Origin of the sequence: Pseudomonas lundensis (assembly GCF_002269125.1) — a bacterium.
Taxonomy (GTDB): Bacteria; Pseudomonadota; Gammaproteobacteria; order Pseudomonadales; family Pseudomonadaceae; genus Aquipseudomonas; species Aquipseudomonas lundensis_A.
Genome location: NZ_NQKI01000043.1, coordinates 16,577 through 33,984, shown reverse-complemented (window position 1 = coordinate 33,984; position 17,408 = coordinate 16,577). Strand labels below are relative to the sequence as shown.

General features: G+C 58.4%; 13 protein-coding genes. 4 read left to right on the top strand and 9 right to left on the bottom strand.

Annotation, left to right across the window (positions count from 1 at the left end; all coding sequences use genetic code 11):
* The 3 genes from CJF39_RS20055 to CJF39_RS20045 form a co-directional block, all read right to left on the bottom strand.
* Positions 1 to 804, bottom strand: an 804-nt coding sequence (locus CJF39_RS20055) for a hypothetical protein (protein WP_141232209.1), incomplete at its 3' end; no start/stop codon positions are given.
* Between the two features lie 209 nt (positions 805 to 1,013).
* Positions 1,014 to 1,769: a tetratricopeptide repeat protein gene (locus tag CJF39_RS20050; protein WP_094995007.1), complete on the bottom strand. Its 756-nt coding sequence runs from the start codon at positions 1,767 to 1,769 to the stop codon at positions 1,014 to 1,016.
* Positions 1,770 to 1,771: 2 nt separating this feature from the next.
* A complete protein-coding gene (locus tag CJF39_RS20045) occupies positions 1,772 to 2,452 on the bottom strand; it encodes a Fe2+-dependent dioxygenase (protein WP_094995006.1) in 681 nt (226 codons plus the stop codon).
* Between the two features lie 217 nt (positions 2,453 to 2,669).
* Here CJF39_RS20045 and CJF39_RS20040 point away from each other — a divergent pair, with 217 nt between their 5' ends.
* Together CJF39_RS20040 and CJF39_RS20035 are read left to right on the top strand one after the other, a co-directional pair.
* Positions 2,670 to 4,970 (top strand): TonB-dependent receptor, encoded by a 2,301-nt coding sequence (locus tag CJF39_RS20040; protein WP_094995005.1) that lies wholly within the window; start codon positions 2,670 to 2,672, stop codon positions 4,968 to 4,970.
* A gap of 120 nt (positions 4,971 to 5,090) precedes the next feature.
* A complete protein-coding gene (locus CJF39_RS20035) occupies positions 5,091 to 7,625 on the top strand; it encodes a PepSY domain-containing protein (protein ID WP_094995004.1) in 2,535 nt (844 codons plus the stop codon).
* A gap of 65 nt (positions 7,626 to 7,690) precedes the next feature.
* On the opposite strand, the gene CJF39_RS20030 is transcribed toward CJF39_RS20035, so the two are convergent.
* The 4 genes from CJF39_RS20030 to ptsP form a co-directional block, all read right to left on the bottom strand.
* Positions 7,691 to 8,095: a hypothetical protein gene (locus tag CJF39_RS20030; RefSeq protein ID WP_141232208.1), complete on the bottom strand. Its 405-nt coding sequence runs from the start codon at positions 8,093 to 8,095 to the stop codon at positions 7,691 to 7,693.
* Positions 8,096 to 8,270: 175 nt separating this feature from the next.
* Positions 8,271 to 10,007 carry a PTS fructose-like transporter subunit IIB gene (locus tag CJF39_RS20025; RefSeq protein ID WP_094995002.1) on the bottom strand — a complete coding sequence of 579 codons (1,737 nt, stop codon included), beginning with the start codon at positions 10,005 to 10,007 and terminating at the stop codon, positions 8,271 to 8,273.
* Positions 10,004 to 10,960, bottom strand: coding sequence for a 1-phosphofructokinase (gene pfkB / locus CJF39_RS20020; protein WP_094995001.1), 957 nt, complete (start codon positions 10,958 to 10,960; stop codon positions 10,004 to 10,006). Before pfkB ends, CJF39_RS20025 begins: the two co-directional genes overlap by 4 nt.
* Complete coding sequence (ptsP, locus tag CJF39_RS20015) at positions 10,960 to 13,821, bottom strand: phosphoenolpyruvate--protein phosphotransferase (RefSeq protein ID WP_094995000.1); 2,862 nt, start codon at positions 13,819 to 13,821, stop codon at positions 10,960 to 10,962. The genes pfkB and ptsP overlap by 1 nt, the downstream gene beginning before the upstream one ends.
* Positions 13,822 to 14,160: 339 nt before the next feature.
* Between ptsP and cra the strand changes: the two genes are divergently transcribed.
* Entirely contained in the window at positions 14,161 to 15,156 is a 996-nt protein-coding gene (gene cra / locus CJF39_RS20010; RefSeq protein WP_094994999.1) for a catabolite repressor/activator, read from the top strand.
* A gap of 2 nt (positions 15,157 to 15,158) precedes the next feature.
* Positions 15,159 to 15,935, top strand: a complete 777-nt coding sequence (locus tag CJF39_RS20005) for a TatD family hydrolase (RefSeq protein ID WP_094994998.1) — start codon at positions 15,159 to 15,161, stop codon at positions 15,933 to 15,935.
* A 38-nt stretch (positions 15,936 to 15,973) separates the two neighbouring features.
* Here CJF39_RS20005 and ampE read toward each other — a convergent pair whose 3' ends face one another.
* Together ampE and ampD are read right to left on the bottom strand one after the other, a co-directional pair.
* Positions 15,974 to 16,810 (bottom strand): regulatory signaling modulator protein AmpE, encoded by an 837-nt coding sequence (ampE, locus tag CJF39_RS20000; RefSeq protein ID WP_094994997.1) that lies wholly within the window; start codon positions 16,808 to 16,810, stop codon positions 15,974 to 15,976.
* Positions 16,807 to 17,370, bottom strand: a complete 564-nt coding sequence (gene ampD, locus CJF39_RS19995; RefSeq protein ID WP_094994996.1) for a 1,6-anhydro-N-acetylmuramyl-L-alanine amidase AmpD — start codon at positions 17,368 to 17,370, stop codon at positions 16,807 to 16,809. Before ampD ends, ampE begins: the two co-directional genes overlap by 4 nt.
* Between the last annotated feature and the right edge of the window lie 38 nt (positions 17,371 to 17,408).

Sequence of the window (17,408 nt, the reverse complement as noted above, 5' to 3'; positions counted from 1 at the left end):
TTTGAGCAAATAGCGCTGCGTGCCGTGCAAATTACGACTTGCCGCCGCCGCGCAGCAAGTTGATCGGAGCATCCCTAATGCGCGCAGATCTGTTTTTAATGAAGCGTTGGCGGTAACGTTATCCACTTGCGAATAAACATCCAGAAGTGCCGACGCGTGTGGCACCAACACGTTCGCTAAGGTGCTATTAAATAGACGGCACTGAGAAAAGATCGAGGTATTGAAAAAACCGCGTATATCCGGCTGTTCGTGAACCCGGTTGAGACGTATGAGTTCAAGGGCTGAGCGCTGTTCATCGGTTAATACTGCACGTGGCAGATCAGTGATACCCAGTCCGTTACCTGATGGCTGCTCCCCCATAACCCCAGCGATATCTTCAATAAGACGTTGAAGACGCTCCAGAATGTCCCCCGCCAACTGGTTCATGCTATCGCATGCCACTTTGACTGCATGTTCAAGGTGGGTCCAGGTATGAGCGTGTGCCAGAACCTGTTGATGAAAGCCCACTACCTTTTCTGGCTCCAGCCCTTCCAACCCTACAGCCGCCGGTGGATACAGGCGCTTTACGTTCTCAAGAACCGTCGGCAAAAGACGGGCATGGTCGACATATAATCGAATGGTTTCAATATCTGTACGCCGGAATAAAAAACCGCTGTCAGCACGCGGAATTCCGTTTAAGCGTACGCCCGACAGATACTGCATAAATCGCAACGGCACGACGATAGAGTGTTCGAACACCCCGGATTGTTCATAAAACTCAGACTCCGTTAGAGCCTCCAGCTCATCCCTATAATACTCAGGCATCATGCAGTTCCCGCTCAATTAATACACATGAACAAGACTATGCCCAACCGGGACACCGGCAATACAGCTTAAGCACAAAACAATGTAAGAGAGTACGTTAAATAACAGCGTTATTCGCCAGCGCCATAACTATTCAATACAGGGCCTTCATCGCTATAACTATTTAATGTGCCTGTCGATTACGTAACGGTGGCCTCCACTGTGTTCGATCAATCTGTTTGAAGTTGTGCTGCACGCTGCGCAAAGTCCGACGCCAATGCCCGAATCCGCGGGTCCCGGGCATACATGAGGGATTGCTGTGCGACGCGAAGAAAGTTCAGATTGCCTCCCGCCAGCGCCTTGTACAGCCACTCAAGGGCTTCATCGATCTGCCCCTGCTGCGTCAGCACGGCCGCATGGCTGAACTGCCCGCGAAAATCTCCGTTTTCAGCCGAACATTTGTACCAATACCAAGCGGCATTGAGGTCTTGCGCACAATATTGCCCTTCCTCCAGATAGCGCCCCAACAAATTCATCGACTTGGCATGCCCCAACTCTGCGGCTTGCCGATAAAGCGCCAGCGCAGCCAGCGGGTCTTCAGGGACCCCGCGCCCGGTGGCCAACAAGTTCGCGTAGTTGTACATGGCCCAGTCCAGACCGGCCTCTGCGGCCTGACGGTATTGCAGACTGGCCAGCGTCAGATCCACTGGCCCGCCCCAACCATGTTCCAGGCAGCGACCGAGCATGTTGCGCGCCATCAGATGACCGGCGTTGGCAGCGATCTGAAACCAGCGCCTGGCCAGGACCGGATCGCGTTCGATGCCCTGCCCGTCGAGCAAAATTTGCCCTAACAACGCTTGCCCATCAATGAGCCCTTGTTTGGCTGCAATCAGGATGGCTTGTGCCGCCCGGCCCGGGTTTTCAGCCAACATGGCACGGAGCTGTTCACCATCGAGCAACTCCTCACGGCGCAATTGAAAGCTCATGGCTAGACCTCAACCCAGCGACGTAGCAGGTTGTGATAGGTGCCGGTGAGCTGAATTAACGACGGGTGATCGGGCACATCGCGGGTCAGTTGCTGGATCGCGCCATCCATTTCGTACAACAGCGTACGTTGACTGTCTTCACGCACCAGGCTCTGGGTCCAGAAAAAGGAGGCAAAGCGAGTCCCCCGCGTGACGGCGTTGACTTTATGCAGACTGGTGCCGGGGTACAGCACCATGTCACCTGCCGGTAATTTGATTTGCTGCACGCCGTAGGTGTCCTGAATCACCAGTTCGCCACCGTCGTAATCGTCAGGGTCACTGAAGAACAGCGTCGACGACAAATCCGTGCGTACCCGTTCAGGGTTGCCCTTGGGTTGGCGCACGGCGTTATCGATATGAAAGTCGAAGCTGCCGCCCGCGGTGTAACAGTTGAGCAACGGCGGAAATACTTTGTGCGGCAAGGCGGCTGACATGAACTGCGGGTTTTGCCATAGCCGGTCGATCATGGCCGCGCCAATTTCTTTGGCGAGCGGATGGCCTTCCGGCAACTGCAGGTTGTGCTTGGCTTTGGCGGATTGATACCCGGCCGTGATTTTGCCGTCCGCCCAGTCCGCCTGCTCCAGTGCTTCGCGAATGCGCGCAACTTCTTCACGGGTAAACAAGCCGGGAATATGCAGGAGCATGGCGCAATACCTGATAACAAAGGGATGGCAATGGTATTGATTCTTATTGATCGTGTAAAACCCTGATCAACCCCCTTAGACGAACGAGTGTGAAAAAACCGTAAAGAAAAACTGTAAAGATTGTAAGTTTTGCGCTAATAGTAATTGATCTCAATTGATACACAGAATTGTTTGCACTATATTTCGCGGCTCAAATTCTGGGGGAAGGGATCTTCACATGTCGCGCCTTACTACAAAAATACCCGTCAGCTCACCGCGTTTGCTGGCTTCGGCCATCGGTGTCGCAATCACCGCAACCTCCGCTGCGCACATGGCACAGGCGGCTGAAAGCACCGAAAGCAAAGCACAGGGCAACAGTATTTCGCTGGGCGCGACGACCGTGAGCGGGGAGCAGCAAGAGAAGTCGTATCAGACTCAAAACGCCAGCTCTCAGAAATACACGGCGCCTCTGGTAGACACCCCGCGCTCAGTTACTGTGATCCCTCAGCAAGTGCTGCAAGATACAGCTGCAACTTCACTGCAAGACGCCTTGCGCACCGTCCCGGGTGTGACATTTGGTGCCGGTGAAGGTGGCAACCCTCAGGGTGATCGTCCTTTCATTCGTGGCTTTGATGCGCAAGCCGACATGTACCTTGATGGCGTACGTGACGCGGGCGGCCAGACCCGTGAAATCTTTGACATTGAATCGATTGAAGTCAGCAAAGGACCAAACTCTTCTTTTGGTGGTCGCGGGTCAGCAGGTGGCAGCCTCAACATGGTGAGCAAGACCCCTAAAATGGGCGACTTTCTCAACGGTGGCTTTACGTATGGCTCGGACCAGACCCGCCGTTACACAGTCGATGTTAACCGTCAGTTCCTTGATACGGCTGCGTTCCGACTCAACCTGATGAGTCATGAGCAAAACGTTGCAGGCCGTGACTCCGTGAACTACGACCGTTGGGGTGTAGCCCCTTCCCTGACGTTCGGTCTCGGTACAGAAAACCGCCTGAACCTCAGCTATTACCATCTGGAAAGCAATGACTTGCCTGACTCGGGGATTCCTTATGGTTACAGCAACAGCTCCAAGACAGCTGTACATGGTCATGACAAGCCGGACGACGGCGGGCACAGCAACAACTTTTATGGGTTGAAGGACCGTGATTTCCGCAAGACCCGTGTCGATATCAGCACCCTCTCGTTCGAACATGACTTCAGCGATTCGATGACCCTGAAAAACACGTTCCGTCATGGCAATACAGGCCAGGACTACATCCTGACGCAGCCTGACGACAGCCAGCACAACGTCAATCAATACGGCACTGTGTGGCGTCGCGCCAACACCCGTGTTTCGACGACCGAAACCACGACTAACCAGACAGACCTGTTTGGTAACTTCCAGTTCATGGGCTTCAAAAACACGTATTCCACGGGCGTTGAATTCACCCGTGAAGAAACCCGCGTCAGCAGCTACACCGTGACGCCTAATAAAAATCCTGATTGCACGCCGAACAAAGTCGGCAACAGCGGCGGGGAATGCACCTCACTGTCTAACCCGAATCCGAATGATGTCTGGACGGGTACTGAAGCCCGCAACTACTACGGCACCAATACGGTCGGTGTGACCAAAGCGGCGTATATCTTCGATACCATCGAACTCGATCCGAAATGGCTGTTGAACGCGGGTCTTCGCTATGACTCATTCAGCACGACTGCGAACACCAATGCCGCAACTGGCCGCACTAAAGCCGAGAGCGACAGCCACTTTTTCAACTGGCAGACCGGACTGGTCTGGAAGCCACTGGATAACGGCAGTGTGTACCTTTCCTACGCTACGTCTGCTACGCCACCCGGCGGCATAGTCGGAGAAGGTGTTGAGGGTAACGCGCTGGTTACACCGGGCAGCAACATCACCAGCGACTTGAAACCTGAAGAAACCGTTAACTACGAATTAGGCACCAAGTGGGATGTTTTCCAGGATCGCCTGTCGTTGACGGCAGCTGTGTTCCGTACCGAAAAGAAGAACACGCGCGTCTTGGCTGATTCATTCACCTATGAAAATGCCGGTAAATCACGGGTTGACGGCGTTGAGCTGTCGGCCAGCGGAAAAATCACTGACAAATGGCAAGTCTTCGCAGGCTACAGCTACTTGAAGAGCGAGCTGGTTGATCCGGGCCAAAAGGGCAACCGTAACGGTAGCATCAACACCGCAGCGCTCTCGGACAAAGGCAATGAAATGCCTAACACGCCGAAAAACAGCTTTAGCCTTTGGACTACGTATGACGTGACGCCCAAGCTCACGATTGGTGGTGGCGCGTTCTATGTGGACGAAGTGTACGGCGACACGGCCAATACGGTGTATGTCCCGTCTTACACCCGATACGACGCCATGGCCAGTTATAAGCTGACCAAAAACATCGACCTGCAACTGAACGTCCAAAACCTGACCGACAAGACGTACTACGACAAAGCCTACGCGGCGCACTTCGCCAGCCAGGCAGCAGGCCGTACAGCCTTGTTGACCACCAGCTTCCATTTCTAAACGCACATTGAGTTAAACCAAGCCCCGCCCATCCAATGGCCGGGGCTTTTGTGCGAAAGCTCGCGCCATTTGCGCGCATGACGTAAACACGTATTCCATTGAGCAAGCAAGGCGGTAGTCGTGTTCAAGAAAACACTGTTTCAGCTGCACTGGTTTTTCGGGATAACCGCCGGTCTGGTGCTGGCCCTGATGGGCATTACCGGTGCCGTTGTGTCGTTTCAGGACGAACTGCTGAACGCGCTCAACCTGTCTGTACTCAGCGTCGAGAAACTCGACAGCGGCGTACTGCCACCTGCGGAGCTGGTGCGTAAGGTCGAAGCCACTGAGGGCAAACAGGTCGCGATGCTGTGGGTCGGTGTCGACAGTGACAGCGCTGCGCGCGTGTTTTTCACCCCGCCGCCGGGCGAGCGCCGAGGTCAGATGCGGTATGTCGACCCTTACACAGCCAACTATCTGGGCGAGGCCACAGGCCAGGATTTCTTCGGCCTGATGCTGCAACTGCACCGTTTTCTGGCCATGGGCCAAACCGGGCGGCAAATCACCGGCGCCTGCACCCTGATGCTGATTTTCTTCTGTCTCTCCGGGCTGTACCTGCGTTGGCCGCGCCAAGCGCTGAACTGGCGCGCATGGTTGACGCTCGATTGGGCAAAGAAAGGCCGCAGTTTCAACTGGGATTTGCACGCTGTAGCAGGCACCTGGTGCATGGTTTTCTATCTGCTGGCCGCGTTGACCGGTTTGTCATGGTCCTACGAGTGGTACAACAAGGGCCTGCAAACGCTGTTTTCTGATTCCCCCCAGGGCGAACACCACAAAGGCGGCCGCAGCAAGCCTGGCCCCGCCGGCCCGGCACCCGTGGCCGATTACGATGCAATCTGGGCCAGCATCCAGAAAGCCGCCGGCCCTGAACTGAGCACATACAACGTGCGCATGCCCCCTGCAGCCGGGCAGCCTGCAACCGTGTTTTACCTGCGAACAGACTCGCCCCACGAGCGTGCTTTCAACCAGATCGTGTTGGACCCGGCGACAGGCGTGATCAAAAAGCACGATCGCTACGACGATAAAAGCTACAAGGCGCAATTGCTCACCAGCATCTACGCGCTGCACGTAGGCAGTTACTGGGGCCTTCCCGGACGTATTCTGGTTACCGTGGCCAGCCTGAGCATGCCGCTGTTTTTTATCACCGGCTGGTTGCTGTATCTGGATCGACGTCGTAAAAAGCGTCAGGCCCGAGCAGCACGTAATGGGCTGGCAGACGTCAGCAACGATGCCTCTTCATGGTTGATCGGCTTTGCCAGCCAAAGCGGCTTTGCCGAGCAACTGGCGTGGCAAACGGCGGGTCAATTACAGGCGGCCGGCATGCCAGTCCGCGTGCAACCGTTGGCGGCGATTAGCGGGGAGGACTTGCAGCACGCAAAAAACGCTCTGTTTGTGGTCAGTACCTTTGGCGACGGCGAAGCGCCGGACAGCGCCCGGGGCTTTGAACGCAAATTGCTGGGCCAGCCTTTGAGCCTGAGTACGCTCCACTATTCAGTGCTGGCCTTGGGTGATCGCCAATACCCGCACTTTTGCGGGTTTGCGACACGCATTCAGCAGTGGCTGAGCGAGCGTGGCGCGCAGGCATTGTTCAGCCCGGTGCAGGTCGACAGCGGCGACCCCTTGGCGCTGCATCACTGGCAACAGCACCTCAGCCAACTGACGGGAGGAGCCCCCGGCACTCAATGGCAAGCGCCCCGCTACCACAACTGGACCCTTGAACAGCGCGACTTGCTCAACCCCGGCAGCAACGGTTCCAGCGTGTACCTGCTGGGGTTGAGCGCCCCAGACGTCACGGGTAGCTGGCAAGCGGGCGATCTGGTCGAAGTCATGCCGCGTCACTGCCTGTGGGCTGTTGAACACTTTCTCGAAGGTTTGGGGCTCAACCCTGACAGCCCGGTACAGTTGGAAGGTTTGACCGAAACACTGGCTCAGGCACTCGCAAGCCGCCAGCTACCGACACATCGTGGGCATCTGGTCGGCATGCATGCACAAGCACTGGTCGATGCACTGATCCCGCTGAACATGCGCGAATACTCCATCGCCTCGATCCCGAAGGATGGTTTGCTGCAACTCATCGTGCGTCAGGAGCGGCATGCCGATGGAAGTCTGGGGATTGGTTCCGGTTGGTTGACAGAACACGCGCCTGTCGGGGCGAGCATCCACCTGCGCCTGCGAACTAACAGTGGCTTCCACCTGCCTGCAGATCCTTGCCCGCTGATATTGATCGGCAACGGCACTGGTCTGGCCGGTTTGCGCAGCCTGCTCAAGGCGCGCATTGCCGAGGGCGAACAGCGTAACTGGCTGTTCTTCGGAGAGCGCAATGCGGCTCACGATTTCTACTGCCGCGAAGAGCTGCAAGGCTGGCTGGCCAACGGGGATTTGGAGCGACTGAGTTTGGCGTTCTCCCGGGATCAGGCCCACAAGGTCTACGTGCAAGACCGTGTTCGCGAAGCGGCTGACGAGGTCCGGCGCTGGCTCGCTGAAGGGGCAGCCATTTACATCTGCGGCAGTCTGCAAGGCATGGCGGCAGGGGTTGATCAGGCATTGATCGACATCGTGGGAGCAGAAGCATTGGAACGCCTGATAGAACAGGGTCGTTATAAGAGAGACGTTTACTGATCAATACCCCTCAGCCTTTAACACCGGCTGAGGGGTATTCAGAATAACGTGTCACGTCATGCTGTTTATTCTGTTTTCTTTAGATGCAACCCGGCTTCTTTACGGGCATCCTTAATAGCGTCCGTATTCATGCAGTATTTGTGTTCGCAATTATTGGTGTAGTTGCACGCGTCAACACAAGGAAAACTGCGCTGGCGATTATCGGCATCTAAAAGCATGCACACATCTGCCGAGTGGCCTTCAATAGTGCCATTTGCGTTAATATCTTTGCCGAAAAACAAACAGGTTACACTTCCCCCGCCAATGGGCAACATATCGCAGGGTATGCCACCCACTAACACCCATCTACCCTCGCACAATGCAGCCGCCGAAGCCGTCGCGCTGAACATCATGAAAGTAGAAAACAACACACCCAGCGATGCTGAAATAATACGCCTGAACAGTTTTTTCGAATTGTTATAGTTCTTCATAAGAATCAACCCAAGTTTCGTTAATAAAATAAACCGTAAAGACCGGTTAATTTATAAAACTACACCCGCGTTTACCCTCGTATTAGGCACCGCCACTGTGCCCTCGGCAGGCACAATAAAAAGCCCCTGCTTATTAAATAAGGCAGGGGCTTTTTATTCTCGGCGTAATGATGAATCAGGTAGAAGCCGTTTCCAACGCCATGTCCACCGCCTCCGGCCGTTTTATCACGGCGTAGACCACCGCTGTCAGCGCACTGCCCGCCACAATAGCCAGCAAGTACAACAACGCGTGGTTGATGGCATTGGGGATCAACATCACAAACAGCCCGCCATGCGGGGCCATCAACTTGCAACCGAAGTACATCGACAACGCGCCTGTCAACGCGCCACCCAACACGCTCGCCGGGATCACGCGCAGCGGGTCTTTGGCCGCAAACGGGATCGCACCTTCCGAGATGAAACACATCCCCAGCACCATCGCCGCTTTGCCCGCTTCACGTTCGGTCTGGGCAAACTTGCGACGGGCGATCAGGGTTGCGATGCCCAAACCAATCGGTGGCACCATCCCCGCCGCCATGGTGGCGGCCATTGGTGCGTAACTTTGTGATGCCAACAGCCCGACAGAAAACGCGTACGCCGCTTTGTTAATCGGGCCGCCCAGGTCGACACACATCATGCCGCCCAGCAACACGCCCAGCAGGATCGCGTTGGTGGTGCCCATGCTGTCGAGGAAGTGGGTCAAGCCTTCGAGCATGCCCGCCACCGGCTTGCCCACCACGTAGATCATCACCAGCCCGGTGAACAGGCTGGCGAATAACGGGATGATCAGAATCGGTTTCAACGCCTCCAGGCTTTGCGGCAGGCGCGCGTAGCGGTTGATCGCTTTCGCACAGTAACCGGCTATGAATCCGGCAATGATTCCGCCAATAAAACCTGCCCCCAAGGTGCTGGCCAGTAAGCCACCAATCATGCCCGGCGCCAGGCCAGGACGGTCGGCAATCGAGTAGGCGATGTAACCCGCCAGCAGCGGCACCATCAGCTTGAATGCCGCATCACCGCCAATTTGCATCAAGGCGGCGGCCAATGTGCCGGGTTCTTTGTACGCTGTGATGCCGAACACGAATGACAGGGCGATCAGCAAACCACCCGCCACGACCATCGGCAGCATGAACGACACGCCTGTGAGCAGGTGCTTGTAGACCCCGGCCTTCTCGGCTTTGACAGGCGCCGTAGCGTCCGTCGCCGCGCTTTCCTGACGCGCCTCGCTCAAGGCTTTTTTCAGCGTGGCTTCCGATTGTTTAAGCGCAATGCCTGTGCCGCAGCGGTAGATCTTTTTGCCCGCGAAACGCTCGGTCGGCACCTCAATATCCGCAGCCAGCAAGACGACGTCGGCATCACGGATGGCCTGAGCACTGAGGGGGTTTCTGGCCCCTACCGAGCCCTGGGTCTCGACGAGCAGGTCATAGCCCAGTCGTTTGGCCGCTTGCTGCAAGGCTTCAGCGGCCATGAAGGTGTGCGCCACACCGGTGGGGCACGCTGTCACGGCGACGATTTTGGGGGCAGGAGCAGGTGCTGCGTCCTTCTCGACGGCATCGGTTGCGGTGTAGACCTGCGCCTCTTCAACGCCCCGACGCAGGATGCCTTCTACATCTTGCAAAGCATGGGCCGGGGTGCTCTGGAATACGCGTTTGCCGATAAAACGTTGCATGTCCAGCGGTGTACTGCTGACCACCAGAATCCACTCGGCCTCGTCGATGGTTGCTGCCGACAATTGGCGTTCCGGGTGCTTGGGGTCATGCACCTCGACACTGGTGCTCCATCCCTGGCGCTGCGCCGCGGCGTCCAGCAATCGGGCGCACAGCACGCTGGTCACCATGCCGTTGGGGCAGCCCGTCACAATGGCTAATTTCATGAGTTTGCCTCTTGTTCTTCTGTCAGGGGATGCACGCAGACATCACGCTCGAGCGTCGCCAGTTGCGCCATATCGCTGATACCAAAACCGATCTGAGTCACCGCCATCGCTGCAATCGCCGTGGCGGTACGCAGGGTCTGTTCAGGGGAATGGCCGCTGAGCAAACCGTGCAGCATGCCGGCCAGCAGCGAGTCACCGGCGCCTACGGTACTGGCGACGCTGACCTTGGGCGGCAAGGCCTGCCAGGCCGGACCATGGCTGAACCAATTCACGCCCTCAGCCCCTTGTGAAATCACCACGTGCTCGACGCCCTGCGCTTGCAGGCGGGTGGCCGCAGCGACTTGCGAGGCCAGGCTGCTGATATCGGCGCCCAGCGCATCGCTCAGTTCCTCGGTGTTGGGTTTGATCAACCACGGGCCCGCGTTCAAACCTTGCTTGAGGGCTTGCCCACTGGTGTCCAGAATCACTTTCAAGCCCAGGGCCTTGAGCCGTAATAGCAGCTGATACAGCCACTGCGGGCTGATGCCCCGCGGCAAACTGCCCGCCACCACGACGGCGTCATGACTGGCGGCAATCTGGTCGAGCTTGTCTATCAAGGCTTGCTGCGCCGCCTCACTGACCTGCGGGCCCGGCCCGTTGATGTCGGTGACACGGCCATCGTCTTCGGCCAGTTTGATATTGCTGCGGGTTTCACCGGGCACGCGAATAAAGGCATCGACAAAACCGCGACGGGCGAACAGCGCGTTGAAGGCTTGTTGATTGTCTTCACCCAGAAAACCGCTCACGGTGAGTTTGTGGCCCAAATCAGCCAACACCTGCGCCACGTTGACGCCTTTGCCGGCCGCGTGGGTCAGCATCGCCTGGCTGCGATTGACGTCACCGGGCTGCAAGTGCGACACGCGCACCGTCAAGTCCAGTGCCGGGTTGAGGGTAAGGGTCAGAATCTTGGCCATCAGAGCGCTTCCACCAATTGACGTACTTCGTCCGGGCTGCCCACGGCCAACGCATCGCCAGCCAGGGTTTTGAGACGGTCCATGCTCAGTTCACGCACGCGTGCCTTGACCTCGGGAATGCTGCGCGCCGACACGCTCAGCTCATCGACACCCAGCCCGACCAGCACAGGAACAGCCAGCGGATCGGCCGCCAATTCGCCGCACACCCCCACCCACTTGCCATGGGCATGGGCGGCACGCACGGTGATGTCGATCAGTTGCAACACGGCCGGGTGCAAACCGTCGGCCTGAGCCGACAAGGTCGGGTGGCCGCGGTCGATGGCCAGCGTGTATTGCGTCAGGTCGTTGGTGCCGACGCTGAAGAAATCCACTTCTTTGGCCAGCACCGGCGCCAGCAATGCGGCAGACGGTACTTCGATCATGATCCCCAGTTGCAGGTCGGCGACCGGGATTTCCTGACGCAAGCGCTCGGTCATGTCGCGGGCAGCACGCCATTCGGCCACGCTGCCGACCATCGGGAACATGATGCGCAGCGGGCGGTTGTCGGCCGAGCGCAACAGGGCGCGCAACTGGCTTTCCATCACGTGCGGGCGCTGCAAGGTGAGACGAATGCCGCGCACGCCCAAAAACGGGTTTTCTTCCTTATCAATCGGCCAGTACGGCAGCGGTTTATCGCCACCCACGTCCAGCGTACGCACCACCAGCGGGCGACCGTTAAGGCCATCGAGCACCCGGCGGTATTCAGCTTCCTGAGTGGCTTCATCCGGGGCCTGGGAGTGGGCCATGAAAATCAGCTCGGTGCGCAGCAGACCGATGCCTTCAGCGCCCTGCTCGACGGCACTGGCCACACCTTTGCTTTCACCGATATTGGCAAACACTTCCACCGGGTGCCCGTCACGGGTCACGGCAGGTTCATGACGCAACGCGCTGGCGGCCTGCAAACGCTGATCGCGGCTGTCACGCTCCTGCGTTGCGCGGTGCAGGGTCTCGGCGTCAGGTGCGACATGCAGACGTCCACGCTGACCATCGATCAACAGGTGCGTGCCCGACGCCAGCAGCAACACAGCTTCACCTGCGCCGACCAGCGCCGGGATACCCAGGGCACGGGCAACGATGGCACTGTGGGCCGTCGCGCCACCGCGGGCAGTCAGAATGCCCGCCACCCGCGCCGGGTCAAGCCGCGCCACGTCAGAAGGGCCGACTTCATCCATCACCAATACGTAGGGCTGATCGGGTTCGGGTGGGGTTCCGATACCACACAACTGCGCCAGCACGCGGCGCCCAATGTCGCGTAAGTCAGCTGCACGTTCGGCCAGCAAGGCATCTTGCAGCGCTTCTTGCTGACGCGCCGCCGCTTCAATCACCGACATCCACGCCGCTTCCGCGCTTTCGCCTTGCTTGAGGCGGTTGTCGACGTCATCCGTGAGCTCGGGGTCGTCGAGCATTTCCTGATGGGTAATGAAAATCTCGCGGATGGCTTTGGACGGGCTGCGTTGAATCAGCCCTTCGATGTCCTGACGCACCTCGGTCAGCGCGTGTTGTAACCGCTCGCGTTCAACCACGGAGGATTCGCCGCGCAACGGGTAATCAAGGAGTGGCAGCACATGAATGTGCGCAGGCCCGATGGCAATGCCGGGCGCGGCCGGGATGGCGTTGATCACACTGCCGGGCGCCGGGGCGGTGATGACTACCGCCACGTCCGCCACGGGGGCGGGTACGTCGTTTATGGCTGGCAAGGGTTCGACTTCTTCGCCCAGCCCTTCTTCAATGGCCGCCAATATCGCAGGCAGCGCGTCGCTGGCAATGCCCGGTTCAGCCACAAACTCCAGCACCTGGCCGCGACGGGCACCCAGACTCAACAGTTTGCTTAAACTTTTGGCCGACACAGGCGATTCTTGACCACCCACGATGCTGACGCGAATCTCGCCCTCAAAACGTTTGGCCAACTGCGCGAGCACTTTCGCCGGGCGCGCATGCAGCCCATGTGCATTCGCCAGCGTGATACGCGCACTCGGCCAGTCAGCGGGCAATTCACCGCCCAACACTTCAAGCACCGCACGGCGGCTGGTGGCACTGCCCAATTCGTGACCACGCCCCTCGATCAACAGGGCGCACAGCCTCTCCAGCAACGCCTGGTGCGCCTCCCCAAGGCTGGCGAGGCAGAACAGCCCGCTCAGTGGCTGGCCAAGGTAGCGAATCGGTTTATCGGGCGTGACGAAGGCCAGCCCCGGGCGCTTGACCATTTGTTCACTGTGCAGCCACCACAGGCCATCACCCAGCGGCAGTGCTTCAACTTGCTGCAACACGGCCGCAAAGCCGTTATCGACGCATTCAGCCTGTCGCAGTAAACGGGCGCCGCGCCAGACCAACTCTTCAAAGTCGTCAGCCGAGACGCCCAAGCCAATCATTTGCGCGTCGAGCGCCAACTCCTGCGGCGCCCCTTGCAGCAGCTTGAGCAGGGCTTCAGCCGAACTGGCGCGCCTCAAGGCTTCGCCCAGATCGGTTTCGCCCAAGGCACGGGTCAACAATTGCAGCAAACGCAGGTGCTCGTCGGACTTGGCGGCAATGCCGATGGCCAAATACACCATTTGCCCGTCGCCCCAGTCCACGCCTTCGGGGAACTGCAACAAGCGCACACCGGTGGTGAACACCAGGTCGCGGGTTTCAGGTGTGCCATGGGGAATGGCAATCCCCTGACCCAGAAAAGTGGAACCCTGAGCTTCACGCGCTCGCAAACCGTCCAGATAGCCTTCGGCCACCAAGCCATCAGCGACCAGCTTATCGGCGAGTAATTGCAACGCCGCAGACTTATCCACAGCCGTCTGGCCCATGGATATCTGCTCTATGGTGAGCTCGAGCATGCGTTCTCCTTTCCTGGCACTCCGTGGTGCCCGGTATTGTTTTGAATTAAGTCAGCTTAGGCCGCTCGCCCCCAAGTGTGTCACTGGATGTGTGGCAAGCACATCAGCCTGGGCTTACGTCGTTTAAACAGGCTTGCTGAAACGTTTAATCATGAATGTGCGGCACGTTACTGCATAATCGTCCGCGCTTGAAGCCCAACCTGTCGCATTGATCAGCGTCATGCGGACGATGCGTCAAAAAAATACAGTAGCGATAAGGCAGACGATGGTCGGCTGCCTTTATCGGGTAGGATTGGCCAGAATGTCGGCATGTACTACAAAAAATAAGGAATTATCGGCGTGAAGCTCAGCGATATCGCTCAACTGGCAGGTGTTTCCGTGACCACCGCCAGCTATGTCATCAATGGCAAGGCTGAACAGCAACGCATCAGCAGCACGACCGTGGAACGGGTGCGCGCCGTGGTGGAAGAACATGGCTTTACGCCCAACCCGCAAGCCGCGGGATTGCGCAGTCGTCACAGCAGAACCCTGGGTTTCATCCTGCCCGACCTCGAAAACCCGAGTTACGCGCGTATTGCCAAGCAACTTGAACAAGGCGCCCGGGCCCGGGGCTATCAATTGCTGATCGCCAGCTCTGACGACGCGCCCGACAGTGAGCGCCAGTTGCTCAAGCTGTTCCGTGCGCGCCGTTGCGATGCGCTGTTTGTGGCCAGTTGCTTGCCTGAAGAAGACGACAGCTACCGTCAGCTACAGGATCTGGGTATGCCGATCATTGCGATCGACCGGACATTGCCATCGGACCGCTTTTGCTCGGTCATCAGCGATGACCGCGAAGCCAGCATGGCCCTGACCCGCAGCCTGTTGCAGCCGATGCCGCGCCAGATCGCGCTGATCGGTGCACGCCCCGAGCTGAGCGTTAGCCAGGCCCGTGCGGCTGGATTCAAACAAGCGCTGCAAGGGTTTGAGGGTGACGTGCTGATTGAGCACGGGACGGCCTTCAGCCGCGAATGCGGCCGACGCATCATTGATGAGTTGCTGGCCCGTCTGGGGCATTTCCCCGACGCGTTGGTAACGACATCCTACGTGCTGCTGCAAGGCATGTTTGACGCCTTGCTCGATCACCCGGAACACAAGGCCCCTGCGCGCCTGGCGACCTTTGGTGACACGCAATTGCTGGACTTCCTGCCGTTGCCGGTCAACGCCATGGGTCAACAGCATCAAGTGATTGCCGAAACCGCGCTCAACCTCGCCCTGGCAGCCATCGAAGAACAGCATTACGCGCCCGGCATTCATGCCATCGCGCGTCGATTCAAGCAGCGTATCCATCAGGCCTGAGCATGCAACTGATCGACACACACACGCACCTCGACTTCCCGGCGTTCGATGCCGACCGCACGCCACTGCTGGCGCGCAGTCGCGCGCTGGGTGTCGAGCGCATGGTGGTGCTGGGGGTTGATCAGTGTAATTGGCAGCGGGTGTGGGATCTGGTGCAAACCGACAGCCAGTTGTATGCCGCATTCGGGCTACACCCGGTGTATCTCGATGCCCATCGCCCCGAGCACATCACTGAACTCGGGCAATGGCTAAGCCGGCTGGCCGGGCAGCGACAAGTGTGTGCGGTGGGCGAAATCGGCCTCGACTACTTCCTGCCGGCGCTGGACCGCGAACGTCAGCAGTCATTGTTTGAAGCCCAACTGGAACTGGCGGCTGACTTCCGGCTCCCGGCGTTATTGCACGTGCGCCGCAGCCACGCGCACGTCATTGCCACCCTCAAACGCGTCAAGTTGCAACGCGGCGGGATTATTCATGCCTTTGCGGGCAGCCGCGAGGAAGCGCGCGAATACATCAAGCTGGGTTTCAAACTGGGCTTGGGTGGCGCCGCTACATGGCCGCAGGCCCTGCGGTTGCGCAGGGTACTGGCTGACTTGCCGCTGGACGCTGTCGTGCTGGAAACCGACTCGCCCGACATGGCGCCGGTCATGTTCGCCAACCAGCGCAACAGCCCAGAACACCTGCCCGCCATTTGTGAAGCGCTGGCCGGGGTGATGAACATCAGCGCGCAGCGACTGGCCGAATCCAGTACGGCCAATGCGTGCTCAGTGTTTGAATGGTAAACGCACTCCTGTAACAGAGTGCGTCGAGGCACATTCATTCAGAGCAACAGCGTCCACACAGCAAAACCGGCATACCAGAGCAACGCCGAGCGCAGCAATAACTCCCACAAAGCATCCAGGCTGGAAACGCCCTCCGGCCCGGTCTGCGGTGGCGGAATTTCTGCCGCAGCGCACCCGGCTTTGTCGATCAATTGGGCCGCGCTGATTTCCCAGCTCAACAGCTCATGCAGCATCACGCGGCTGACCGCGGCAAAGTTGCCCACCAGTGCAAAGCTCGCCGCCAGCAGGCGTACCGGTAGCCAGTCGAAGGCATGCCGCAGTTGCTGGGCGCGCTCAACCAATTCCGGGTTTTTGCCATGCTCAACCGCCAGTGCCAGCAAGCGATAACTCAACGCAGCCACCGGGCCCAGCAGGAAGTACCAGAAAATCACGGCAAAAAAACTTTGATAGGCCTGCCACAGCAGATGCCCCTGGACGTTCTCCAACAATTGCTCGCCCGTGTCGGCGCAAACGCCAATGTCGCGCTGGGCCACATGGGCGGCCGCTTGCAAATCACCCCGGCGCCACGCATCGCGGAACGGCCCGAGCCCTGCCAGCACATCCCCGCGGCCCAGGCTGAACACCAACACCAGCACATGCACCGGCAAGGCCAGCAAGCCATACGCCACAGGATCCAGTACCACCAGCAGCAGGCCGAGCAGAATGACTGGCAGCAGGATAAGAATGACCAATACCCACCACGGCCGGCTGGCCAGACGGGCCGAAGCTTCAAGCTTGTTAAGCTCTCGAACCCAGCCGCTGTCGCGCTGAAGACGCTGACGCAAGGCCGAAAATTTTTCGATCAGGATCGCCAGCAGTAGCACCACAAAACTCATTGTTTCTCTCCTGTGTTCGGCAGCTCACGGCGAAAACGCACCCAATCAAAGCAAGGTCCCGGATCCGTCTTGCGTCCCGGCGCCACGTCACTGTGGCCACATATTCGTTGAGGGGTAATCTGCGGGTAATGCTGTTGCAGTTGCCGGGTCAAGGCAATCAGTGCCTGATACTGCGCATCGGTGAAAGGTTGGTCGTCCGTGCCTTCAAGTTCGATGCCCAGCGAAAAGTCATTGCACGCCTCACGCCCTTCAAAGCTGGAAATACCCGCATGCCAGGCGCGGTCCAGGCACGACACAAACTGCGTGATCTGGCCGTCGCGTTCAATCAAAAAATGCGCGCTGACGCGTAACGCCTTGATACTTTCAAAGTACGGATGCTCTGTAACGTCCAGTCGGTTCTGAAAAAACGCCTGGACCTTGCCCGTCGCAAACTGCCCCGGGGGCAAGCTGATGTTGTGGATCACCAACAGGGAGACTTCACCACCAGGGCGCTCATTGAAGTTGGGCGACGGGCAACCGTGCACGCCATCGCACCAACCGCTCGCGGGGTCCAGCTGCATAAACGCTCCTTGTGCGTTGAAAAACCAAAGGCGCAGTA